Source organism: Halomicrobium sp. HM KBTZ05, from assembly GCF_041530035.1.
Classification (GTDB): Archaea; Halobacteriota; Halobacteria; order Halobacteriales; family Haloarculaceae; genus Halomicrobium.
On record NZ_CP168057.1, the window covers coordinates 2410469 to 2432168 of the forward strand.

Consider the following 21700-nt stretch of genomic DNA (forward strand, 5'->3'; position numbering starts at 1 on the left):
AAGCGTTCAGTAACGTGGCGCTCACCGGCGTCGCCGTCGGGCTACTCGTCGGGTTCGCCGCCGACGGTCGGGGCCTGCGTGGTCGGCTTCTGTTTCGGCCCGATCCCGAACAGCGACAGGAGGCGGCGGTCCTCGTTGATCAGCGCGTCCCACAGCACCAACGCCGGTGGGAGGACGAGCAGCGACGCCAGGAAGGCGAAGGTGATCGACAGCCCGGTCAGGACGCCGAACTGGCCCAGCGCGGGGAACAGTGCGAGCGCGAGCACGCCGATCCCCGAGACGGTGGTGAGCATGCTGCCCAGCAGCGCCCCACCGGTGCCACGGACCGTCCGGTCGAGTGCCGTCCGGAGGTCGTGCTCCGCGCGCTCGTCGGCGAAGCGGTGGGTCACGTGGACCGAGTAGTCGACGCCGAGTCCGATCGTGATCGCCAGGATCGTCGCGGTGATCGCGTTGAACGGAATGGCGAGGAACCGCATGGACGCGGCCACCATCGTCACCGTCACCGCGACGGGGAGGACGTTGACGATCCCCAGCGTGGCGTACCCCTCGAACACCCGGTAGATGAGCATCAGGAAGATCGCCGAGCCGATCAGCGCGACGGCGAGGCTGGTGATCGCGGATTCGAGGATGAGGTCCGAGACGGCCTTGAACACGACGGTGTTGCCGGTCGCAGTCGCGGTCATGCGGAAGCGATCGGCGACCGTTCGGGTGTCCTCGGTGATCTCGCTCTGTTCGGCGTCGGCCTCGACCGTGTAGACGACGCGGGCGCTCCGCCGCTCCTCGGTCAAGTAGTTCTCGGCGCGGTCGCCGGCTGGCGAGGCGAACAGTTCGTCGTAGATCAGTTCGAGGTTCTGGTCCGGAACGCCGTTGTCGTTCTGGTCGTTGCGATCGACGAGCCGGCGGAACTCGGGATCTTGCTGGGCGTAGCTCTGGATGACGGTGACGATCGAGGTCGACTCCGCGCGGCCGTCGCTCTCGGCGAAGGAGCTGGGTGGGTCGTCTCCGGCCCGATAGATCTCTTCGAGCGCCGTGTCCCGTTGCATCGGCCCTTCGACGTACACTGTCGTCTCACTCGATTGCGTGGTCGCGAACTTGTCTTCGAGGTAGTTCAGCTGTGCGGAGACGGTGTACTCTCCCGGCGCGAACGGTTCCGGTAGCTCTTCGAGGAACGCCGGGGTGTCCTCTGGCGGGAGGAAGTCCTCCTGGCTGAACGTCGTGTCGATGTCCTGCGCGTAGACGCCAGCGCCGGCACTGCCGACGAGCAGGACGACGAGGACGAGCGCCGGTGCGGCGTCGCCGATCGTCACCCCGACTCGCAGCACCGAGCCAAGCGCCGAATCCTCGGAGCCAAGCGGCGTCTCGCTCAGCGTCGGGATCGGATAGCGCTCGCGGAGCCGGTCGATCTCGACTTTCGCGGCCGGGAGGAAGATCCCGAAGATGAGGAACGTAAAGACGATCCCGACCCCGGCGACGACGCCGAACTCGCGGATGGGCTGGAGCGCGCTCGTGAAGTTCGCCAGGAAGCCGATGACCGTCGTGCCGGTGACGATGAAGAACGCCACCAGCAGCTGATCGGTCGTGGTCCGCATCGACTCGTCGACGCCCCTGTCGAGGACCAGCTCCTCGCGATAGCGGTTGATGGCGTGGATCCCGAAGTCGATCCCGACCGCGAGCAACAGCGGCGGCACCGCGATCAGCAACTGGCTGAAGGGGATGTTGGCTATGCCGGTGAACCCGAACGTCCAGACGATCGCCAGCAACAGGGCGAACAGGCCCAGCGCGAGGTCGACCGGATCGCGGTAGGCGATCGAGAGGAACAGGAAGATGAAGATGACGGCGGCTGGGACGACGATCAGCAGGGAGTCGGTGATGACGCTCCCGAACTCGTCGGCGACGATCCCGCTACCGAAGACGGTGATCGAACCGCCCGCGGCGGAGTCGACCTGGAACTCCGCCTGCTTCTGGATCGCCGTCAGGGGGCTGGAGCCACCCTGCCCCGACCCCGACGAGAGTCCGGCGGGCACCTCGTGGCTGATGACGCCGATCGACGCCGAGGCGCTGGCGTCCCCGCGGTTGAAGTCCTGGCTGACGATCGAGCGGAACTGCGGGCTCGATTCGTCGGCCCGGCGCACCGCACGGTCGATCTCGGACGCGGGGGCGCGCTCGATCGCGTCGATCTGCTGGTCGAGAGTCGTCGCCGACGGATCGAGCGTCTGTGCGACGATCGCGGCGGCACTGCTCGTCGACGTGACTCGCATGTCCGGGTGGTCCTGCACCCGCTTCTGGGCTTCGAGCATCCGCAGCATGGCGGGCTTCGAGAGGACGTTGTTCTCCTTTTGAATGAGCTGCGTACTCCCGGTGTCGGTCTCGAAGGTCGGAGAGAACTCCCGGTTGATGTCTTCGAGGGCCTGTTCCTCTTCGAGGCCGGTGGCGAACTGCGAGGTCCCGGCGGACGTGGAGATGTTGCTGAGCCCGGCCCCGAAGACGAGTGTCAGGACCAGGAACGCCAGGATGACGCGCCTGGAGTCGTAGATGATCTTGTCGTCGATCCAGTCGATGTAGCGTTGGTACTCCATGTGCTATCGGAACCGAACGTAGCCGCCCACGGCAGCGACGATCAGGACGACCGCGACACCGATCAACACGAGCGGTGAACCGCCGCCGCCGGATTCTTCGACTTCGACCGGGATGTTGTACGTGTCCGAGGTGACCGTGTCACCGTCGGCCTCGTCGTACTGGAAGTCCATCGAGACGGGATAGGGCTTCGAGAGCGCACTGCCGCCCGCGCTGATCGAGAAGGTGAGCTCCCGGGACTCGCCCGGTGAGAGTTCGTCCACGAACGCCTCGTCGTCGTTGGCGGAGATCGGCGAGTCCGCGAAGATCTTGGCATTGATGTCGCTGAGCGTCTGGTTCTTTGCGTTCGTGATCTCGACGACGATCTCCGTTCCGTCGCCGGCGGAGACGTTTGCACTCCGGATGGCCACGTCGAACTCGTCGCGCTCGGGCGCGACCTCGGCACGGACGTTCATCGAGTCGCCGGTGCGCTGCTCGTCGTCGTCGTTGTTGTAGCGCGTCTGGAGCGTGAACTGTCGGGGGCCGCTGCGGGCGCTGTCACTGATGTCCACGTCGAAGTCGAACGACGCGGACTCGCCCGCGCCGAGGTTCCCGATCGAGTACTCCGTTTCGATCGGATCGACGTTGCGCTGCTCGCTGGCCCACACTACGACGACGTCTTCGGCGGTGCGGGGGCCGGTGTTGGTCAACTCGGCAGACAGCGTCCCGTCGTCACCGACTTCCAGGTCCGCGTCGACGTTGTCGACGGCGAAGGTCTGCTCGGCGACCGGCCGCAGCGACAGCGACACGTCCTGTCGATGGGTAGCGGAGTCGTCCGGTCGATCGTACTCGACCGTCGCGTCGACCGTGTAGTTGCGCCGCTCGGCACCGTCACCGGCCCGAGCGTCGAACGTGAGGGTCCGTTCTTCGCCCGATTCCCACTCGTCGACGTACTGGCTGGCGCTGTTCGACTGGCCGAACGTGATGTCGGCGTTCTTCGAGGTCACCTGAACCGAGGCGTCCGTGAGCGTCTCCGACCCGTCGTTGCGAAGCGTGACGGTGTAGTCACCGCTGTCGCCGACGGGGACGCTGCTGTCGATCGAGCTGACGGTAAACTCCTGTTCTGGCTCCGGCGTCACTTCGACGGTGACCGGCTGGGTCGTGCGTGACTCGCCGTTCCCGAGTTCGTAATCCGCCGTCAGCGTGAACGGGTACGGCTCGGACTCGGCGGTTCGGGCGGCGCTCAGGCGGTAGGTGAAGGTTCGTTCCTCGTCTGGCTCCCACTGTTCGACGTATCGTTCCGCGCTCGCGGACTGACCGAGCGTCAGGTCGGCGCTGGGCGAGGCCAGCGTGAGGGTCGTGTCTCGGGCCGCCACCGAACCGTTGTTCTCGACGGTGAGTTCGACGGTGCCGGTCCCGTCGACTCGCGTCGTCGTGTCCACGTCAGTGACGTCGAGCTGGGCCGACTCCTCGATGTTCACCTGCACGTCGTAGGTCCGGGTCTCGGACTCGCGGTCTCGCGAGCCCGACGCCTCCGAGACGTAGCTGTAGTAGTCGTACTCGACGGTGACCTGCACGTCGTAGGTGCCGGGCTCGGCGTCGTCCGGAACGGAGACCGCGAAGGGAAGCGGCTCGCGCGTCGATCCTTCGGGGAGCGACCCGACGGCCTGCTCGTCTGTCTTGACCGTCAGCGGCGCGTTCCCTTTGTCGACACTGACGGTCGTTCCACGAGCGGTCGTCACCTCGCCGTTGAGCGCAGGGTTTCGCGCCGACCCCGAGTCGAGGTCGCCGCTGTTGACGAGGACGACGTCGAGCGTCGACTCCTCGCCGGGTGCGAGGGTGTCGTCGGCCACGTGAACGCTGATATCGGGACTGCCGGTGACCGCTGCGGTGGCGAGTCCCGACGTGACGAGCAATACAACGACGGCTATCGGAAGAAGGGTGCGTCCGTTCATGAGTTTCTGGCCCTCCAGACCGTTCGAGATGCCGTGTCGCGGCGGGCCGATGAGCGCCACAGAGCACAGAAGAGAGCGTGGCGGCCGGCCGACGCTCGCCGTCGAGCGCTCTCGAACGATCGTTCGGGCATTCGTGTCGAACGAACGTTCGGTAGCATATCAATCTATCGCTGTTACGCTCACCGAAACCCTTACCAAGCCGACCGAATATTCGTTCGGTATGGCTCCGGAGACGCCCTTTCCGGGCGACCCCGACGACTCGCGGGAGGCGATCATGCGTGCGACGTACTGTGCGCTCAAGCAGTACGGCTACGCCGGCCTCTCGATCCAGCGGATCGCCGACGAGGCAGATCTGAGCAAGTCGACGTTCTACCACCACTACGACGACAAACACGACCTGCTGACCTCGTTCGTCGACTTCATCCTCGAAGAGTTCACCCGCGTGTTCTCGCTGGAGGCCGGTGACGACCCCGAGACGAACCTCCGGACGTTCGTCCGTCTCATTCTCGATCCGACGACTGCCCAGAAAGTCTCCGAGGACTCACCCACGACGACAGTACTGGGGACCTACGTCGAGTTGCGCGCACAGGCCGTCCAGGACGAGACGATCCGCGAGAAGTTCACCGAGGTCGACCGCGGTTTCGAGCAGCAGATCGCCGATATCGTGGCGGAAGGCGTCGCCACCGGCGTCTTCAGAGACGTCGATCCCGAACAGACCGCGACGTTCGTCTCGACGCTCGTCGCCGGCCAGACGTTCCGACAGTCGACCAGAGACGACGATCCCTCGGAGGCAGTGCTGGCTGCCTTCGACGACTACGTACAGGAGTCGCTGCTCCGGACCGACGCCTGACCGCATCGCCGATGAGACACTGTTTTACCGTCTGCCGAGTAGTGACGAAACGATGACGGGGGTAGGTGTACGCGGTCAGCGTCTGGTGGTGAGCGCCGTCGCACTCGTCTGTGTCGGCCTCGCGGCCACCGGTGTGGTCACAGAGGACATCGCCGTCGCGACACTGCTGGTCGCCGCCGGGACACGGCGGCTCCGTGGCGTCGGCGGACTCCTCGTCGGCATCGTCGTCGGCGCTCTCTCCGGGGCGGCGATCGGCTACGTCGCGGTCGCGTTCCTGGGCGTCCCGCTCGCGATGTCTGGCGCGGTGGGCCTGGGTACCGCACTCGGGGGCGGCATCGGCGTCGTGACCAACTACGCCGCGACGGGCGACGGAGAGCCAGTCGACGAGACGATGACCGTCGAACGGGAACCGCGACGGCCCACTCCGACGCCCGCAGACCTGTTCGACGACCATCCCGATCCGGTCCTCTACGTCGTCGACGACGGGCACGGGCCGGTCGTCCGCGCCGCCAATGGGGCCTACGTCGAGACGTTCGACGTGCCGGCCGACGCCGTCGCCGACGCACCGCTGGCCGAGGCAGTACTGGCCGGCGGGGACACCGACGAGATCGTCGCGGCGGTCGCCGACGGCACGGGACTGGATACGATCGTGACCTGCGAGGCGGCCGACGGCGCGCGACCGTTCAGAGTCCGGACGGTCGGGAGCGGCGACGACGGCTATCTCGTGTACACGCCCCGCGCGAGCGATCAGCCCGGATGACGGCCGATCTCTTTGAACGCCCGCTCGATGTCGTCGAACTCGCCGAGCGTGTCGTCCATCTCGTCTTTCAGCGCTTCGATGCGCTCTCGTAGCTGAGCCACGTCTTCGTTGCCGTCGAGCGTCTGTGCCGTCTTCTCGGCTTCGAGCAGCGCGAGCTTCGAGGTCGCTTCGAGGTACTGGGTCAGCTGGTCGTCGTACCGTCGCGCCGTGAGCTGCTGTTCGATCGCGGCGACGAGATCGTCTTTCTCGATCGGCTTACAGAGGTAGTCGTCGAAGGCCATGTCGATGATCTCGAAGTCCGGATCGACCGCCGTGATCATGATCACTCGGCAGTCGACGCCGCGTTCTCTGATGGTCTGGAGCACCTCGTCACCAGAGACTCCCGGCATCCGCCGGTCGAGCAACACCACGTCGATGCCGTCACCATCCCCAATGGCGTCCAGTGCCGCCTCGCCGCCGTAAGCCGTCTCGGTGTCGAACTCGTCACGCAACCGCAGCGCGTACACGTCGGCGACTTCTTTCTCGTCGTCGACGACGAGGACGGTGGCATCCTCAGTTGACTCTGACACTAGGTTCAACATTGGTAGCCGCGTGCATATATTTGTTTGTCGTCCGCCCTCGCTCGATTCTGGCCCGCTCTGCTTGAAAAAATCCCGGACGGCCGTCGTGGGGCCGCCTCGTCCGGTGGCTCTCGCGGAACGGAAGTTTAAAGATTACCTCACGGCGAAAATCCGAACAAGGATGTTCACGCCACTGCAAGTCGTCGACAGCCTCCTGTTGAACTACAACCTCGGTGACGTGTTGCTGCTGGTGACTGTGCTCGGTGCGGTGGGGATCTTTCTGCAGCGGTCGAACAAAGCGCTCGGGCTCCACCTGCTCTCGTTTGGCCTGCTGTTCCTGATCCTGCCCGGTGGCATGTTCGAACCGGCCGCCGGCAGCCTGCTCGGGACGGTCGCGATGTACAAGTTCGTCGGACTGGGACTGCTCGTCGTCGCGCCCGTGATCTACGCCGTCGGCCGCCGTTAGGCCAACTTCCCGAGCGCGGCGAAGAAGTCGCGCTGTGGCCCGGCGATGTTGACCGACTCGCTCGCGCGAGCGACAGTCACCTGTGACGGTGGCGCGACGGCCTCTCTCACTCGGCCGTCGCTGACGACGACGCTCTCGGCACCGCTCTCGATACGCACTGTGATCTCGCTGCTGTCGTCGACGACCAGCGGTGGCATCGCTTCCTCGCCCGCCATCTCGGTGACGACGAGTCCGTCGACGGCGGGATGGACCAGCGGCCCGTCCTCGCTCAGGTTGTACGCCGTCGAGCCGGTCGGCGTCGCGACGAGCACGCCGTCCGCGCGACCGCTCGTGTACAGTGCCCCGTCCACGCGAACCTCGAACCCCGCACCGCCGCCGTGACCGCGCTGTGGTCCCTGTATCACGATCTCGTTGAGGGCCGGCGGGAGCGTCCAGTCCTCACCGGTGGCCCGAAGCCGGGGCACCGTTCGAGTCCGCGCGTTCCCGGTCTCGCGGATTCGGCGGACCTCCTCGACGACGGTCTCGACCGCCTCGTCGGGGGCGACCGCGTTCAGAAAGCCGACCTCGCCGAGGTTGACGCCCAGGATCGGCGTCGATCCGGCCCCCCGTGCGGCAAACAGGAAGGTGCCGTCGCCGCCGATGCTGACCACCAGATCACAGCCGTCCATCTCGTCGACGCCACGGCCCGTCGGCGTCGCCGTCTGCCCGTCCGGCCAGCGGCTCTCGTCGGCCGACAGGGCCGCCGCCGTCGTCTCGTCGAAGACGACGGTCGTCTCTCCGTCGTGCAGTCGTTCGAACAGCTGCGTCGCGAGCGCAGTCGCCCGTCGGTTCGATCGCTGGGCGACGATCCCGACCTTCATCGTCCCGGGTTTTCGGCGGCGCGTACATAAACCCGTCCACACGCCAATGTTCGCAGGTGATAACGTCGGCGGTAAGGTTAATCCGTTCGGGTAAAAACGGGCGCGTATGACGGCCACCGGGGCTCGATCACGCCATGAGTGAAGACGACGACGACTGGTTCGAGAGCGCCGTCGACGAGTCCGACGACGGCGAGTCAGAGCCCGCCGACAGCGACAGCGCCTTCGAAGCAGACGCCGACAGCGACAGCCCTTTCGACGGGGACGACTCGCCGGACGAAGCCGCCGGGTCCAGTCCCTTCGACGGCGGTACCGACGGGGCAAGTCCCTTCGATGACGAGGACGACGGCTCGCTGTTCGACGACGACTTCGAGTCGGCGTTCGCCTCGGCCGGCGACCCGAGCGACGACTCCGAGGGGTTCGAGGACGAAGACTTCGAGTCCGAGATCCCGCGGATCGACCTCGGCATCGACGGCCTCGACCAGATGATCCAGGGTGGCATCCCCGAACGCCACCTCATCGTCACCATCGGCTCTGCCGGGACCGGGAAGACCACCTTCGGCCTCCAGTTTCTCCACCACGGCCTCGAACAGGGCGACAACGCCGTGTTCATCACGCTCGAACAGAGCCGCGAAGCCATCATCGCCACCGCCGAGGAACGGGGCTGGGAGTTCGAACACTACGAGGACACGGGCCAGCTGGCCATCGTCGACCTCGACCCGGTCGAGATGGCAAACAGCCTCGACAACATCCGCGGGGAACTCCCGGCGCTGATCGAGGAGTTCGACGCCGACCGGCTCGTACTCGACTCGGTGTCCTTGCTGGAGATGATGTACGACGACCAGGCCAAGCGCCGGACTGAAGTGTTCGACTTCACCCGCTCGCTGAAGAACGCCGGTGTCACGACGATGCTCACCTCCGAGGCCAGCGAGGACAACCCCTACGCCTCCCGACACGGCATCATCGAGTACCTGACCGACGCCGTCTTCGTCCTCCAGTACGTCCGCACGGAAACCCGCGAGACCCGCCTCGCCGTCGAAATCCAGAAGATCCGCAACGCCAACCACTCCCGGGAGACCAAACCCTACGAGATCACGATGGACGGCATCAGCGTCTACCAGCAGGCAAATATTTTCTAAGTACCTTTTTACTGCGGGGGGGTTTCCTCGCGAGCCGCAGGCTCGCGAGGAAACCCCCCTTGCAAAAATCTACGCTAAAAACACCCTCCGAGTCGCACCCGAGGGTGCGCTCGGAGCGAACCGCGGCCAGAGGCCGCGGACATCTGTCCCAACGCCGCCCGGCGACTACCCCGCGATCGCTCACCACGGCGTTGGCCATCCGTATCGGGCCAGTCCAGCCGGCGAACGGTCCGAGTTCAGAACTCACGCAATCGTCCCCGTCGAGAAAATCCGTTGTGAACGCTTTTCTGAACGTTCTCGGCTTTCGGCGTAGCCGTGACGCGTTTGCACGCTCGTAGCGGTCATCACGAAGGCGCACTGCATGACACACACGCAACGACGACGTGACACTCATTCCGGCCCAACGATCTCCACTTTCATGCCGTCCGGATTCTCACAGTAGAGTGCGTAATACCCGCCAGCGTAGGGATGTTGCTCGTCGTATAGAACGGCACTATCGTCTCTTTGGCGCACAGCGTCAGTCAGTTCGTCGACCTGCTCGCGAGAACGGGCGTGGAACGCGAGGTGATTCGCCCCCGGCGCGGTACGATCGAACGGCGGTTCGGCCTTCGTCGCTTGCTTGAGGACGATGTACGTCGCCGCTCTCCTCCAAGACCGACCGTCCTCCCACTCGCTTTCCAGTTCGTAGCCCAACTCTCCGAGCAGCCAATCCCAAAATTTCATCGACTGTTCGAGATCGGCGCTACACAACTCGACGTGGTGGATCTGTCCAGCCTGTTCGGGATCGCCGTGATTGTAGCCCATACGTGATGGGTACGTCGACCTGACAAGAGCGTTCCCCCGTAACGAAGACGACACGCCCCGAGGCACACTCTCGCCCAGCGGCGTCGTGCTCGCTCTCGCTGGCACGGCGAGAGGAGTCGACGACTGCACCGCCGTCGTTCCCGCTACTACCTCGCCAAGAGTTAAGCGACCGCCGCGAGACCCGACGCACATGACGCTGCTCGTCCCCTTCGACGGATCGGATCTCGCACGGGCCGCCCTCGAACGTGCCGTGGAGTTCTCTGAGTACACCGGCCAAGACGTGCTCGCGCTCTCGGTGCTCCCCGACGACGCCGACTACGCGGTCGAGCGGGGCTGGATCGACGAGGGCGAGTCGTACGATCCGGCGGCCGTCGCCGACCGCTTCGAGCGACAGGTGACGGAGATCGCGCCCGCGGCCACGTTCCGCGCCGAGCGGCCCGCGGACGTGAGTTCGATGGCGGACGTGACCACCGACGTGGTCCGGACGATCCGGGAAGTGTCGCACGAGATCGAGGCCTCGATCGTGTTCATCGGCAGCGAGAACGCCGGGCGCGTGTCGACGCCGGTCTGTAGCGTCGGTGCGCCGATCTCGGAAGATCCGGAGTACGACGTACACATCGTGCGCCACGCGGCGTGAACGGTGGCTCACCGCACGCCGCGAGAACGTCCTACCGCGCGACGGTCACGGGCACGTTCGCCCGTCGGACGACCGTCTCGGCGACGCTGCCCAGGACGATCCGTGAGACTCCCGAGCGGCCGTGACTCCCCATGACGATCTGGTCGATGTCGTTGTCCCCGGCGTAGTCGACGATCGCCGTGGTCGGCCGCCCGACCTCGACGGCTCGTTCGACCTCGCGGTCGCCGATGGCGGCGTCGGCGATCAGATCGTCGAACAGGTCCTGTGCGGCGCTCTGTTGCTGTTCGTACCACTCCTCTGAGAAGGACGGCATCGAAGCCTGTGCGCTGTAGCCGGCTTCGGCCGGATTGATGACGTTCAACAGGACGATCGTCGCGTCTGGAAACTCTTCGACCGCGAACTCGAAGGCGGTGTCTGCCTGCTCGGACCCGTCGACTGGGACCAGAATTCGCTTGCCCATGTCCGGGACTGTCGTGGCACGGGATTATACTCTTCGACTGCTTCGCCGCGAGCTACCCCGTGTGCCGACACCCCCGCCCTTCAGCGCGGGGAGGATGTCAATCGCGCCCGTGTTTCGTCACGCAGGTCGCGAGCCCCTGAATCTCGACCGGCTCGGAGTTGTCCGGCGAGTAGACGACCATCTGGCCTTTCTCCATGTAGGGGACCTTCGACTCCAGGTTCGCGGGGATGTTCACCGCCGAGATGGCGTCCTCGTCGCCCAGGTTCAGGACGACGGTGCTGTTGATCTGCTTGAACACGGGATCGGCGATGTCCTGGGGGTCCTGCGTGATGAGGAACAGACCCAGGCGCTCCTTGCGGCCCTGCTTTGCGGCCTCGGTGAACTTCCCGATGACCTTCCGGGCCTGGACGTTGTCGGCGTCGGTCAGGAAGTTGTGGGCCTCGTCCATCCCGAGGATGAGCGGCGTCTCCTTGATGCGGTCGTAGCGCGGGCTGTTCGACAGCTTCTCGTCGACGAGCATCGAGGCCAGCGCCAGCACGACCGTCGTCTTCGAGCGGGAGTCGTTGATGTGGTAGGTCGGGACCACGCTGATCCCGCCGGCCCGAACGAACTCCGAGACCATGTCGGTGATCGGCCGGGCGTCCTGATCGAAGACGCCGCCGAAGCCGTAGGCCCGGCGCTTGACCGCGTCGAAGGTCGCTTCGTGGACCCGGCCCGACTCGTCGAGTTCTTCCTTGAGCGCGGGGTCGTCGAGGAACGTCGTGAACTGGTCGTAGGTGCCGCCGTCGCCGTACTCCTGCTGGAAGCGATCGAGCAGGTAGTGCAGGGCGCTGTACTGGTTGTCGTTGAGCTGGCTGCCGGCGATCAGCCACGGGTTCGAGTAGACCATCGAGAACGGGATGGTGAACTCGACCTGCTCGGCGCGGTGGTGGCTGGCCGCGTAGCTGGCTCCTTCGACCGACGGCACGAACGCCGTCGTGTCCTCGTGGCCACCGCAGGCGATCCCCTCGCGCTCGCAGCGCCGCTGGAACGCCTCCGGGAGGTCGCCGTCGTCGTGCATCTGAGCGTACTCGTCCTGTGGGTCGAACATGACCAGACACGGCGAGACCGTCCGGTCGTCGGCCTCGATGGGGTACGAGCGGTCTTGGGCGAGATACTGCCGGAGGATGTTCTTCGACCCGTGGGTCTTGCCCGACCCCGTCCCACCGGCAACGAGCGTGTGCCGGAAGACCAGCGGATCGCCGGCTTCGTAGTCGTCTTTCAGCCGGTAGTCGATCGTCGGCGGCTCGGCGGCCGTCTGGACCTTCTCGCCGCCGACCGAGAGATGCCCGAGGAAGACGCCGTCTTCGGGGATCTTCAGCCCGGTCTTGATCTCGCTCTTGTCGGTGGCCTGGCGGACCACCGTCTCGGGCTTCGGGACGCGGTCGGTCATCCGCCGTTTCGTCTCGTCGTCGCTCCCCGACCCGCTGTCGCCGTACAGGACTGCCACCGGCTCCAGCGTCGCCATGAACTTGAAGTCCTGTTCGTCGATGCCGCCCGAGCGCATGGCCCGCCGTGCGTGGATCTCCGTCGCGTCGTCGGCCCGGAACTCCTGTGCGTACTCCAGGGCGGAGATCCGACAGAACAGCCGCTCGCCGTCCGGATAGGGGACGATCAGGTACTTGCCGATCCGCACGTCCGAGCGGTTGCCGACGGTGACGTACGCCCGCAGGCAGGTCTCGCGCTCGTCTTCGCAGATCGCCAGCCCCTCCGAGGCCGAGAGGACGCCGATCCCGCGGTCGCGGCCGCTGGGCTCGATGTCCATCTCCTCGAAGGCCTCGTCGTCGGCGTCGTCGGCCGTGGCTCCCTCCGTCGCCGTCGACGACTCGCTGTCGTCGGCGTCGAACTCCGTGAAATCCCCGAGATCAGACATACGGGACCAATGTCGCTCCCCCGACTAACCCCTTTCCCCCGACGGGCCGGCGCAGGGAGCGAAATATCGAAGAGAGTGGAGACACAAGTTTCGGCGATGCTTCTGGTACACGGTGCGGCGGGTGGGACGGCGCTGACGGGCACGATCTACGAGGACGGCGAGGACGCCCCGGCGTTCGCCGGCAGCCCGGACGACGACGCGCCGTACGTCTGGATCTGCGACGAGTTCTACGAAGTGGACAGCGGCGGCAGCACTCAGACGATCGGTGGCGAAGAGATCCAGATCGCGTTCGAGTCCCCGATGCCCCGCGGGTTTCAGGACCGCGAGCAGGCCCTCGAAGCGGCGAAAGATCACGTCCGAACCCAGTTCGTCAGGCTCGGTATCGACGCCGACGAGGTCGAGATCACGGTGACCCGGGAGTCCGACCCAGAGCACGCGGAGTGAGAGAAACGCTCCGGCTGTGTCACGGCGATTCTCGACGGGATCCATCACTGTCTTTGGCTGTCAGTCACAGGCGATGGTATGGAGCCGATCAGCGCCGCCGACTTCCACGAGCTCGCGCAGGTTTCGACGCCACGTCTCTCGCCCGAGGGCGACCGCGTCGCCTACGTCCAGCGGACGCCCAGCGACGACACCGAGTACGAGGCCACGGTCCACGTCGCCGACACCACTGGCGGCGAGCCGCAGCGATTCACGCTCTCGGAGGGGATCGACTCGGAGCCCCGGTGGAGCCCGAGCGGCGACCGCCTCGCGTTCGTCTCGACCCGCGGGGCCGCGGACGACCGCCAGCAGCTCTGGGTGGTGCCGACCGACGGTGGCGAGGCGGCGCAGGTCACCAGCGTCGTCGGCGGCGTCGGCCAGATCGCCTGGGCACCGGACGGCGAGCGCATCGCGTTCGTCCAGCAGGTGACCGACGCCGACCGCGAGGCCGACCGCGACCTCGAAGTCGAACCCGAATTCGAGCCGGAGACGCCCGACCCGCGCGTGGTCGACCGGACGGTGTACCGGACCGCAGAGCAGTACCGCGACGGCAGACAGAGTCAAGTGTACCTCGTCACGGCAGACGGTACGGAGATCCAGCGCGTGACGACGGCCGACCGCGACCACGCGAGTCCGACCTGGGGCGACGATGACACGCTGTACGTCGCTCGCGACGCCGACGTGGCCGACCCCGACGACTCGCTGGCGACGGAGATCAGAGCGTACGACCTCGACAGCGGCGACAGCGTCTTGCGCCACGAGACGACGACCTTCCAGCCGGCGCTCGCGGCCAGCGGGCGACGCGTCGCGTTCTCCTACACCGATCCGGAGCAGGGGACGATGGCACAGACAGAGTTGCACCTGCTCGACGAGACCGACACCGTCCACGACCTCACCGCAGCCCTCGACCGGACGCTCGCCACTGATCTGAGACCGACGTGGGACCCGGACGGCGGGGCGCTGTACTTCGGGACGCCAGACGAAGGCGCGACGGCGCTCTGGCGAGTCCACGCCGCCGACCTCGCTGCGACGGACAGCCCCGAAGCGGAGCCGCGACCGCTCGCAGTCGAGCCGGAGCGAGTGCGTCGCGACGAGTGGTCGGCGATCGACGGCTTCGACGTCGGGGACGACCGCGTCGCGTACGTCCAGAGTAGCTGGGACCATCCCGGCGACCTGTTCGTCGCCGACGCCGACGGCGAGACAGCGACGCGACTCACCGAGTGCAACGCCGACTACCTCGATACACACGCGGTCCAGGAGCCCGAAGAGATCCGCTTCTCCGCCGACGACGGGGGCGAGACCGACGCCGGGACGTGCCAGGGATGGGTGTTGACGCCGCCGGAGTTCGACCCCGAAGCGTCGTACCCGCTGGCCGTCGAGGTCCACGGCGGTCCCCACGCGATGTGGACGACCAGCGGGACGATGTGGCACGAGTTCCAGACCCTCGCGGCCAACGGCTACGTCGTCTTCTGGTCGAACCCGCGTGGCTCGGCGGGGTACGGCGAGGCACACATGCAGGCGATCGAGCGCGACTGGGGCGCTGTCACGGCCAGCGACCTGCTGGCCGGCGTCGCGACGGTCGCGGAGCGCCCCTCCGTCGACGAAGACCAGCTGTTCGTCACGGGCGGGAGCTTCGGCGGATACATGACCGCCTGGCTGGTGAGTCAGACGGACCAGTTCGAGGCCGCGGTCTCACAGCGTGGGGTCTACGACCTGCTCAGCTTCTACGGATCGACGGACTGGGCGTACAAGCTGGTCGAGGACGACTTCGATACCACCCCCTGGGAGGAGCCCGCCTTCCTGCAAGCCCAGTCGCCGACGGGCCACGCACACGAGGTGGAGACACCGACGCTGGTCCTCCACAGCGAAGACGACTACCGGACACCGATCTGTTCGGCCGAACTCTTCCACCGGATCCTGCGGAAACACGGCGTCGACACGCGCCTCGTCCGGTATCCCGACGAGGGCCACGAACTCTCCCGGAGCGGTCAGCCCGGCCACGTCGTCGATCGGATCGAGCGGATCGTCCGCTGGTTCGACGGCTACGCGGCGGACCGATCGGTCCCGCCGGCACTCGAACGAGAGCCCGATGCCGGCCTGACCGGGAGCGTCGACGAGGAGTGAGTCCCCGGAGAGCGACCCCCGTGATCGATGGGCAGTCGTTGGCATACCACGAGCACAGTTGTGAATCCACTCGTCCACTCTGGGTGAAACGCCGTTTCGCAACTGCCACGGACCGCACGCTCGAACCGAAGCCCCGGCGACTCGCAGCTTTCCCTCTGTCGATTTCCGACGATCCGTCCGGCAGATTGGCGGCCGATGGCGTTTGTAACGGCAATTGAGTTTATTATCGTTTCCAGTAATGGGACCCCAACAGTTACCCCAAATATTGCCTGATACAGTAGCAATGGCACAACACGCGACGATCGACGACCTGTCTCCGGAGTCTTCCGGAAGTGGCGACGACTTCTGGCTGTCCGCGTTCGAGTCACTGGTGACGGACCTTCCGGAGGGAGCCTTCGTCGTCGACACTGACGGGGTTATCACCCACTGGAACGACCGGCTCGAAGCGATGCTCGGCCTCTCCACGAGCGAAGCCGTCGGGATGGAGGCGTACGACGTGTTCGGGACTGAGGGAGAGTCAGAGACCCTGGCCGAAGAGGTCGTGCGAACCGGGACGCCGGTACGCGAGTCCGATTTCCGATCGGCCGAACGACCCGACGGTTCGATGGCACACGCTCGGGCAGTGGCGATCCCGCTGACCGGCCCCGACGGCGACACGATCGGAGCCCTGGAGCTGTTGCTCGACTTCAGTGAGATCGTCGAGCAGCGCGCTGCTCTGGAGGAACTCCAGTCAGAGATGGCAAACGACGTCGAGTCCGCGGTGACCGACCTGGAGAGATCGGCCGACGCCGTCTCCGAGCAGTCGAGCGACATCCAGAGTACGGCCGACGAACAGGCGACCGACCTCGAAGAGGTCCAGTCAGAGGTGTCGGGGTTCAGCGCGACCGTCGAAGAGATCGCTTCCAGTGCCGAGGAGGTGAGCAATCAGAGCGGTGAAGCCAGAGCACTCGCCGACGACTCCGTCGAAACGGTCTCTGACACCATCGAGCGCGCAGAGACCGCCACAGCGTCCGCCGAGCAGGTCGCCGACGACACGACACAGCTGCAGGAACATATCGAGAAGATCGACGAGTTCGTCGAGGTGATCAACGACATCGCCGACCAGACGAACATGCTGGCGCTCAACGCGAACATCGAGGCCGCTCGAAGTAGCGGTGGGAGCGACGGGTTCGCCGTCGTCGCCGACGAGATCAAAGAACTGGCCGACGAGTCGAAACAACACGCAGACGAGGTCGAGCGTATCGTCATGGAAGTCAGTGAGATGGCCCAGGACACTGCTAGCAACGTTGATGAGACGACGGCGGCGATCCAGCAGGTCCTCTCTGATCTCGAAACCGTCCTGGAGAACCAGCGATCGATCCTCTCGGCGACGACCGAAACCGACCAAGGGATCGCAGAGATCGCAGACGCGACCGACGAACAGGCGGTCAGTGCCGAAGAGATCGCCAGTATGATCGACGAAATCGCGGGGCGGGCCGCCGACGTGTCCGAGGCGATCGACGAAGTGGCGGACGCGAACGAGGCACAACACCAGAACGCACAGCAACTGGAGGAAAACGTCGAGCACGTCGAGCGACGGTTGTCAGAGATCATGTAGTTCGGGCCACCAGAGCAAGGACCGGCGAGAGCGGTCCGTGTCGGCTCGTGGTCGCTCTTCTTTAGCCAAACTCCTCGAAGTCGGCACCCCACCGCACGTCGTTGTACTCGCGCTGGCGGTCGCTGTCGAGCTGGCTCTCGATTTTCTCGCGGAGGGCCGCCTTCTCGTCGCGCCCGATCCGGGCGAGTTCGTCGGCCTTGGCGACCGACAGCGGCGGTCCCCGTTCGGCGGCCACGTCGGCGAGTACCTGCCGGGTGATCGCGTCCCGCGTCTCCGCGTCGCGGGTGACGCCGTAGGGAGCTTCGACGCGGTACAGCACGTCCTCGCGGGGATCGTAGACGACGAAGAACGTCACCTCGTAGGCGGCCGGGTCGCGTTCGCGATCGATCCCCAGCGCGTCGCCGTCGGTCGAGAGCGGGCGATCGGTCCCGAGCCGCGACCGGAACCAGTTCGTACAGGTCAGTGCGTCGGTCAGGAGTTCGCCGTCGTCGTCGCGGCGGGCGAGCAGCTTCTCGAAGAAGGCGGCGTCGTTGGCCCACGGAGCCTGCCCTCGTGACTTGCGGACGGCCCGGCTCAGCGCCTTCGAGCCGGTCGACTTGACGAAGCCGATCAGGGGCACGTCTCGATCGAGGAACGTCTCGACGAGGGTGACGTAGTTCTCGACGACGGCGAGCACGTCCTCCTTGACGAGCAACTCTGCGAGTTCGGGATCGTGGTCGGCCCACTGGAGGAGCCCGGTCGGGTAGATCGGGCCGTCGAGGACGAGCAGGTCGTCGACCACGTCTGCCTGTTCGAGCGCGTGCTCGCTCTCGGCGAGATACAGCGCCAGCGCGTGGACCACGTCCTGCTCGTAGCGGTCGACCCGTGGCGTCTGGAGGACTCGCTGGCGGGCGTACCCCTGGTCGTCCATCCGCCAGTCCTCGGTCAGGCTGGCCGTGGCGTCGTTCGAGTGGGCGGTCATGACGATCGTCCGGCCGCGGTGCAATTCCAGGTCGGAGGGGACGGCGCTCATCGCGGCCTGGGCCACGTCCAGTACGACGCCGTTCTTGAACGTCGTGGGGTTGATCGTCCCCGAGTCCAGCCCGTGCTGGGTGGGAAACGGCGTCGCCTGGAGCGCGGCGTCCTGCGTGTCGACCTTGCGGCGGCGCTGCTCGTCGACCGGCTCCAGCACCGCCCGGCCGTCGACCACGAGCGGGTCCAGAAACTCCTGCCAGACGGTCTCGGCGAAGTCCCGGTGGTCCTGCTCGTCGACCCCCTGCTCGATCTGCCCGGCGAGGCGCGCGATCCCGTCGACGTGCACCGGGTCGAGTGTCATACCCGAGCCTTTCGCCGACGAGTCATAAGAATTGTCACGGCCGACGACGGTCGCCGCCGTGGCCCCGGAGTGGCGTCATACTGCCGGCTGTACCTTCGTGAAGAGCTTCGCCACCCGGGGTGACGAAATCGGTCACAGATGTACAGCCGGTAGTATCACTCCTCGTTTTGCTCGTCGAGCATCCGACCGATGGCTTCGGCGATCTCCTCGTAGGAGCTCATCGACAGTCCGTCGGTCGTGATCAACACGCCCGAGCGCTCCGCGGTGACTCGCAGGAGGTAGCCGTTCTCGAAGGCCCGCACCGTAAACAGGTACTCGCCCAGCTCGGACTCCTGGTAGGCGTTTTCCGTCTGCTTGTACCCCTGCCACTCGTGGCCGACGAAGTCGTTGAGGTCGGCGTCCTGTTCGAGGTCCTCGCGCAGATAGAGCTGTTCGAAGTTGGCCCGCGTGAAGTAGGTCACCGATCGGAGGCTGTCGCCGGTCGCCGTCCGGGCGGTCGTGACGATGTTGTCGGCGAACGCTTTGTCGATGATCGACTGACTCATACGCTGACGGTCGCCTGCGAGACGTATAACTTCGGGGTTCGCGGCGACCGTTGGCCCCTACCGACGACGGTGCGACCCGCTCCCTGCTGGCGGTCCCGCTCGGCGGTGAAACGGGAGGGTTTACGTCCCGGCGGCGGGAACGACCGGCCATGAACGCAGGCGACCGGATCCACGTCGAACGCGGAGCGCAGGCCTACGAGGGCGTCCTCCTGCCGTCGAGCACGCCCGACCACCTCGTCGTCAAGCTCGACGGCGGGTACAACGTCGGTATCGACCGCGAGGACGCGACCGTCGAGGTCGTCGAGACCGACGTGTACGACGTCGAGAGCGCACAGGACGAGGAAGGCACCTCGACGGTGGAGTTCGACGAGTCGTTGCCGACGGTGTCGCTGATCTCGACCGGCGGCACGATCGCCTCCACCGTCGACTACCGCACCGGCGCGGTGACCGCACAGTTCGACGCCGAAGACGTGTTGCGAGCGGTGCCCGACCTCGCGGGGATGGCCAACTACCGCGGGCGCGTCGTGGCGAACATCCTCTCTGAGAACATGACGCCGGCCGTCTGGCAGGACCTCGCACGGGCGATCTACGAGGAGATCGAGGCCGGTGCCGACGGCGTCGTCGTCATGCACGGCACCGACACGATGCAGTTCACCGCGAGCGCGATGGCCTTCATGCTCGATACGCCGGTGCCGATCGTCTTTACCGGCAGCCAGCGGTCGGCCGACCGCCCCTCCTCGGACAACGTGATGAACGCGGTGTCTGCGGTCGCGGCGGCAAAGAGCGACGCCGCGGAGGTCATGGTCTGTATGCACGAAAGCGAGTCCGACGACCGCTGTGCGCTCCACCGCGGGACCCGCGTCCGGAAGAACCACACCTCTCGTCGGGACGCCTTCGAGACCGTCGGTGCCGAGCCCCTCGGCACCGTCGACTACGAGGCGGTCAGCGAGAGCGATCCGGACTCGACCGACGGCGTCACGTTCCACCGCGAACACGCCCAGCGCGGCCAGACCGAGCTGGCACTCCACGACGAACTGGAGACGGACGTAGAACTGGTGAAGTTCACGCCGGGCACCGACGCGAGTCGGCTGGCGGCACTCGACGACGCCGCGGGCATCGTCGTCGAGGGCACCGGGCTGGGTCACGTCGACACCGACTGGATCGAGGTCGTCGACGACCTGACTGACGACGGCACCACGGTGGTCATGACCAGTCAGTGTCTCGACGGGCGAGTGTGTGATCGAGTCTACGACACCGGCCGTGATCTGCTGGCGGCCGGCGTCGTCGAAGGCGAGGACATGCTCCCCGGGACGGCGAAGGTGAAGCTGATGTGGGCGCTGGCGAACACGTCCGACGTGGCTGACACGATGGGCGAGCCCCTGGCCGGCGAGATCCAGTCCCAGTCCCGTCCCTGGACGTAGTTTCAAGGCGCTCGGCTCGTAGGGACACGCATGAACGGGACCGTTCGACAGGCCCGCGAAGACGACTACGAGGCCGTCGCCGCCTTCACAGCCGACACGTGGGACGACCGCGAGCAGCGCGACTACATCCCGGACGTGTTCCGCGATTGGGTCGCGGGAGACGGGCCGGACCAGCGCACGGTCGTCGTCGACGTCGACGGGGACGCAGTCGGACTCTGTCAGGCACTCATGCTCACCGATCACGAAGCGTGGGTCCAGGGGATGCGCGTCGATCCCGGCTACCGGCGGGCCGGCCTCGGACTCCGGATGGTCGACGCGCTCTTCGAGTGGGCTCGGGACCGGGGCGCGACCGTCGCCCGGAACATGGTGTTCTCGTGGAACGACGCCGGGCTGGGTCAGTCGATCGCCGCGGGGTTCGAGCCGGTGACGAGCTTCCGGTGGGCCGAGCCGACGCCACGGGAAGGGACCTCCGGTGAGACCGTCGACGCCGATCCCGCGGCGGCCTGGGACTACTGGACCGACAGCGACGCGCGGACGGCACTGCGGGGGCTGACCCTCGACGCGGGACACTCCTGGGCACTCTCGGAGCTGACCCGCGGGGGCCTCCGCGAGTTGGCCGACGACCAGCGCGTGTTCACGGTCAGGCGCGACGGCACCTGCGGAATGGCCTGTCGGGTCAGGACGGCAGCCGGCGCGGACGAGCAGGTCGCCGAATACGGCGTCGCCGCGTGGGACGACGCGGAGGCCGCCGACGCGCTGGTCACCGCGATCCGGGACGACGCCGCGGCGATCGGTGCCGACGCCGTCCGAATCTTGCTCCCGGAGACGCCACGCCACGTCGGCCAGGCGGCGTTCGTCCGGGCCGACACCGACGACTCGCCGAGCTTCGTCACGGCCGCGGATCTGACGGGCAGAGAGTGACGCGCTATCCGCCGCTGACCGGCGGGAACAGCGCCAGCTCGTCGCCCGACGAGACGGGCGTGTCGAGCCCGTCGCCGGCCGCGAACGGATCGTCGCCGTCGTGGAGCAGCCGGATGTGGTCGACCAGCGAGCCGTCGTCGTCCAGCACTTCCGATTCGAGTGCGGGGTGGGCCGACAGCAGTGCGTCGAGGGCCTCGCCGACCGTCTCGGCGTCGTCGACCGACACCCGATCCTCGCCGGCCGTCTCGGCCAGCGTCGCGAAGAGCCGCCAGTGCATACCTGATCTGCCGACCGCGTGGGCCAAAGCCTTTGTGAACCGGACCGACGGCGGTCGATTTACAGCC

General features: G+C 66.5%; 20 protein-coding genes. 10 read left to right on the top strand and 10 right to left on the bottom strand.

Translation table 11 applies throughout. The features are described 5' to 3' along the window. Nucleotides 1-41 precede the first annotated feature (41 nt). The gene (locus tag ACAH01_RS12520; RefSeq protein WP_372479409.1) at nt 42-2576 is read right to left on the bottom strand and encodes an RND family transporter; all 2535 of its coding nucleotides are present in this window, start codon (nt 2574-2576) and stop codon (nt 42-44) included. 3 nt (nt 2577-2579) lie between these two features. Beyond that, nucleotides 2580-4508: a COG1361 S-layer family protein gene (locus ACAH01_RS12525; protein ID WP_372479410.1), complete on the bottom strand. Its 1929-nt coding sequence runs from the start codon at nt 4506-4508 to the stop codon at nt 2580-2582. Between the two features lie 220 nt (nt 4509-4728). Between ACAH01_RS12525 and ACAH01_RS12530 the strand changes: the two genes are divergently transcribed. Beyond that, on the top strand, nt 4729-5358 hold the full coding sequence (locus tag ACAH01_RS12530) for a TetR/AcrR family transcriptional regulator (RefSeq protein ID WP_170093727.1): 630 nt from the start codon (nt 4729-4731) through the stop codon (nt 5356-5358). Between the two features lie 52 nt (nt 5359-5410). After that, entirely contained in the window at nt 5411-6118 is a 708-nt protein-coding gene (locus tag ACAH01_RS12535; RefSeq protein ID WP_372479411.1) for a hypothetical protein, read from the top strand. Here ACAH01_RS12535 and ACAH01_RS12540 read toward each other — a convergent pair. Next, nucleotides 6106-6687 (bottom strand): response regulator, encoded by a 582-nt coding sequence (locus tag ACAH01_RS12540; RefSeq protein ID WP_170093725.1) that lies wholly within the window; start codon nt 6685-6687, stop codon nt 6106-6108. The two genes, ACAH01_RS12535 and ACAH01_RS12540, sit on opposite strands and share 13 nt — an antisense overlap. A gap of 172 nt (nt 6688-6859) precedes the next feature. Here ACAH01_RS12540 and ACAH01_RS12545 point away from each other — a divergent pair, with 172 nt between their 5' ends. Beyond that, on the top strand, nt 6860-7144 hold the full coding sequence (locus ACAH01_RS12545) for a hypothetical protein (protein ID WP_372479412.1): 285 nt from the start codon (nt 6860-6862) through the stop codon (nt 7142-7144). Here ACAH01_RS12545 and ACAH01_RS12550 read toward each other — a convergent pair. Further along, entirely contained in the window at nt 7141-8004 is an 864-nt protein-coding gene (locus tag ACAH01_RS12550) for an NAD(+)/NADH kinase (protein ID WP_372479413.1), read from the bottom strand. The genes ACAH01_RS12545 and ACAH01_RS12550 overlap by 4 nt on opposite strands. A 134-nt stretch (nt 8005-8138) precedes the next feature. Here ACAH01_RS12550 and ACAH01_RS12555 point away from each other — a divergent pair, with 134 nt between their 5' ends. Continuing rightward, entirely contained in the window at nt 8139-9140 is a 1002-nt protein-coding gene (locus ACAH01_RS12555) for a KaiC domain-containing protein (RefSeq protein WP_372479414.1), read from the top strand. 390 nt (nt 9141-9530) lie between these two features. Here ACAH01_RS12555 and ACAH01_RS12560 read toward each other — a convergent pair whose 3' ends face one another. Further along, a complete protein-coding gene (locus ACAH01_RS12560) occupies nt 9531-9944 on the bottom strand; it encodes a VOC family protein (protein WP_372479415.1) in 414 nt (137 codons plus the stop codon). 190 nt (nt 9945-10134) lie between these two features. Between ACAH01_RS12560 and ACAH01_RS12565 the strand changes: the two genes are divergently transcribed. Beyond that, nucleotides 10135-10581, top strand: a complete 447-nt coding sequence (locus tag ACAH01_RS12565; RefSeq protein WP_153552602.1) for a universal stress protein — start codon at nt 10135-10137, stop codon at nt 10579-10581. Between the two features lie 31 nt (nt 10582-10612). On the opposite strand, the gene ACAH01_RS12570 is transcribed toward ACAH01_RS12565, so the two are convergent. Together ACAH01_RS12570 and ACAH01_RS12575 are read right to left on the bottom strand one after the other, a co-directional pair. Then, complete coding sequence (locus tag ACAH01_RS12570) at nt 10613-11041, bottom strand: universal stress protein (RefSeq protein WP_372479416.1); 429 nt, start codon at nt 11039-11041, stop codon at nt 10613-10615. Nucleotides 11042-11138: 97 nt separating this feature from the next. Next, nucleotides 11139-12953 (bottom strand): ATP-binding protein, encoded by a 1815-nt coding sequence (locus tag ACAH01_RS12575; protein ID WP_372479417.1) that lies wholly within the window; start codon nt 12951-12953, stop codon nt 11139-11141. Between the two features lie 96 nt (nt 12954-13049). Between ACAH01_RS12575 and ACAH01_RS12580 the strand changes: the two genes are divergently transcribed. From ACAH01_RS12580 to ACAH01_RS12590, 3 genes are all read left to right on the top strand, one after another. Beyond that, nucleotides 13050-13397: a hypothetical protein gene (locus ACAH01_RS12580; RefSeq protein WP_153552599.1), complete on the top strand. Its 348-nt coding sequence runs from the start codon at nt 13050-13052 to the stop codon at nt 13395-13397. 78 nt (nt 13398-13475) lie between these two features. Further along, on the top strand, nt 13476-15557 hold the full coding sequence (locus ACAH01_RS12585) for a prolyl oligopeptidase family serine peptidase (protein ID WP_372479419.1): 2082 nt from the start codon (nt 13476-13478) through the stop codon (nt 15555-15557). A gap of 283 nt (nt 15558-15840) precedes the next feature. Continuing rightward, nucleotides 15841-17154 (top strand): methyl-accepting chemotaxis protein, encoded by a 1314-nt coding sequence (locus ACAH01_RS12590; RefSeq protein WP_372479420.1) that lies wholly within the window; start codon nt 15841-15843, stop codon nt 17152-17154. A 61-nt stretch (nt 17155-17215) separates the two neighbouring features. Here ACAH01_RS12590 and ACAH01_RS12595 read toward each other — a convergent pair whose 3' ends face one another. After that, entirely contained in the window at nt 17216-18469 is a 1254-nt protein-coding gene (locus ACAH01_RS12595; RefSeq protein WP_372479421.1) for a DNA double-strand break repair nuclease NurA, read from the bottom strand. A 155-nt stretch (nt 18470-18624) separates the two neighbouring features. After that, nucleotides 18625-19014: a hypothetical protein gene (locus ACAH01_RS12600; protein ID WP_170093716.1), complete on the bottom strand. Its 390-nt coding sequence runs from the start codon at nt 19012-19014 to the stop codon at nt 18625-18627. A 149-nt stretch (nt 19015-19163) separates the two neighbouring features. On the opposite strand from ACAH01_RS12600, the gene gatD reads away from it, so the two are divergent. Both gatD and ACAH01_RS12610 read left to right on the top strand, forming a co-directional pair. Continuing rightward, the gene (gene gatD / locus ACAH01_RS12605; RefSeq protein ID WP_170093715.1) at nt 19164-20435 is read left to right on the top strand and encodes a Glu-tRNA(Gln) amidotransferase subunit GatD; all 1272 of its coding nucleotides are present in this window, start codon (nt 19164-19166) and stop codon (nt 20433-20435) included. 30 nt (nt 20436-20465) lie between these two features. Continuing rightward, nucleotides 20466-21356 (top strand): GNAT family N-acetyltransferase, encoded by an 891-nt coding sequence (locus tag ACAH01_RS12610; protein WP_372479423.1) that lies wholly within the window; start codon nt 20466-20468, stop codon nt 21354-21356. Nucleotides 21357-21360: 4 nt separating this feature from the next. On the opposite strand, the gene ACAH01_RS12615 is transcribed toward ACAH01_RS12610, so the two are convergent. After that, a complete protein-coding gene (locus tag ACAH01_RS12615) occupies nt 21361-21633 on the bottom strand; it encodes a ubiquitin-like small modifier protein 1 (RefSeq protein ID WP_170093713.1) in 273 nt (90 codons plus the stop codon). Nucleotides 21634-21700 lie beyond the last annotated feature (67 nt).

Bases quoted from the DNA above. Each gene is read 5' to 3' on its own strand.
- ACAH01_RS12590 (WP_372479420.1), top strand. From the start codon at position 15,841: ATGGCACAACACGCGACGATCGACGACCTGTCTCCGGAGTCTTCCGGA.
- ACAH01_RS12580 (WP_153552599.1), top strand. From the start codon at position 13,050: ATGCTTCTGGTACACGGTGCGGCGGGTGGGACGGCGCTGACGGGCACG.
- ACAH01_RS12585 (WP_372479419.1), top strand. From the start codon at position 13,476: ATGGAGCCGATCAGCGCCGCCGACTTCCACGAGCTCGCGCAGGTTTCG.
- ACAH01_RS12530 (WP_170093727.1), top strand. From the start codon at position 4,729: ATGGCTCCGGAGACGCCCTTTCCGGGCGACCCCGACGACTCGCGGGAG.
- ACAH01_RS12570 (WP_372479416.1), bottom strand. From the start codon at position 11,041: ATGGGCAAGCGAATTCTGGTCCCAGTCGACGGGTCCGAGCAGGCAGAC.
- ACAH01_RS12575 (WP_372479417.1), bottom strand. From the start codon at position 12,953: ATGTCTGATCTCGGGGATTTCACGGAGTTCGACGCCGACGACAGCGAG.
- ACAH01_RS12555 (WP_372479414.1), top strand. From the start codon at position 8,139: ATGAGTGAAGACGACGACGACTGGTTCGAGAGCGCCGTCGACGAGTCC.
- gatD (WP_170093715.1), top strand. From the start codon at position 19,164: ATGAACGCAGGCGACCGGATCCACGTCGAACGCGGAGCGCAGGCCTAC.
- ACAH01_RS12595 (WP_372479421.1), bottom strand. From the start codon at position 18,469: ATGACACTCGACCCGGTGCACGTCGACGGGATCGCGCGCCTCGCCGGG.
- ACAH01_RS12610 (WP_372479423.1), top strand. From the start codon at position 20,466: ATGAACGGGACCGTTCGACAGGCCCGCGAAGACGACTACGAGGCCGTC.
- ACAH01_RS12520 (WP_372479409.1), bottom strand. From the start codon at position 2,576: ATGGAGTACCAACGCTACATCGACTGGATCGACGACAAGATCATCTAC.
- ACAH01_RS12560 (WP_372479415.1), bottom strand. From the start codon at position 9,944: ATGGGCTACAATCACGGCGATCCCGAACAGGCTGGACAGATCCACCAC.
- ACAH01_RS12615 (WP_170093713.1), bottom strand. From the start codon at position 21,633: ATGCACTGGCGGCTCTTCGCGACGCTGGCCGAGACGGCCGGCGAGGAT.
- ACAH01_RS12525 (WP_372479410.1), bottom strand. From the start codon at position 4,508: ATGAACGGACGCACCCTTCTTCCGATAGCCGTCGTTGTATTGCTCGTC.
- ACAH01_RS12565 (WP_153552602.1), top strand. From the start codon at position 10,135: ATGACGCTGCTCGTCCCCTTCGACGGATCGGATCTCGCACGGGCCGCC.
- ACAH01_RS12545 (WP_372479412.1), top strand. From the start codon at position 6,860: ATGTTCACGCCACTGCAAGTCGTCGACAGCCTCCTGTTGAACTACAAC.
- ACAH01_RS12550 (WP_372479413.1), bottom strand. From the start codon at position 8,004: ATGAAGGTCGGGATCGTCGCCCAGCGATCGAACCGACGGGCGACTGCG.
- ACAH01_RS12600 (WP_170093716.1), bottom strand. From the start codon at position 19,014: ATGAGTCAGTCGATCATCGACAAAGCGTTCGCCGACAACATCGTCACG.
- ACAH01_RS12535 (WP_372479411.1), top strand. From the start codon at position 5,411: ATGACGGGGGTAGGTGTACGCGGTCAGCGTCTGGTGGTGAGCGCCGTC.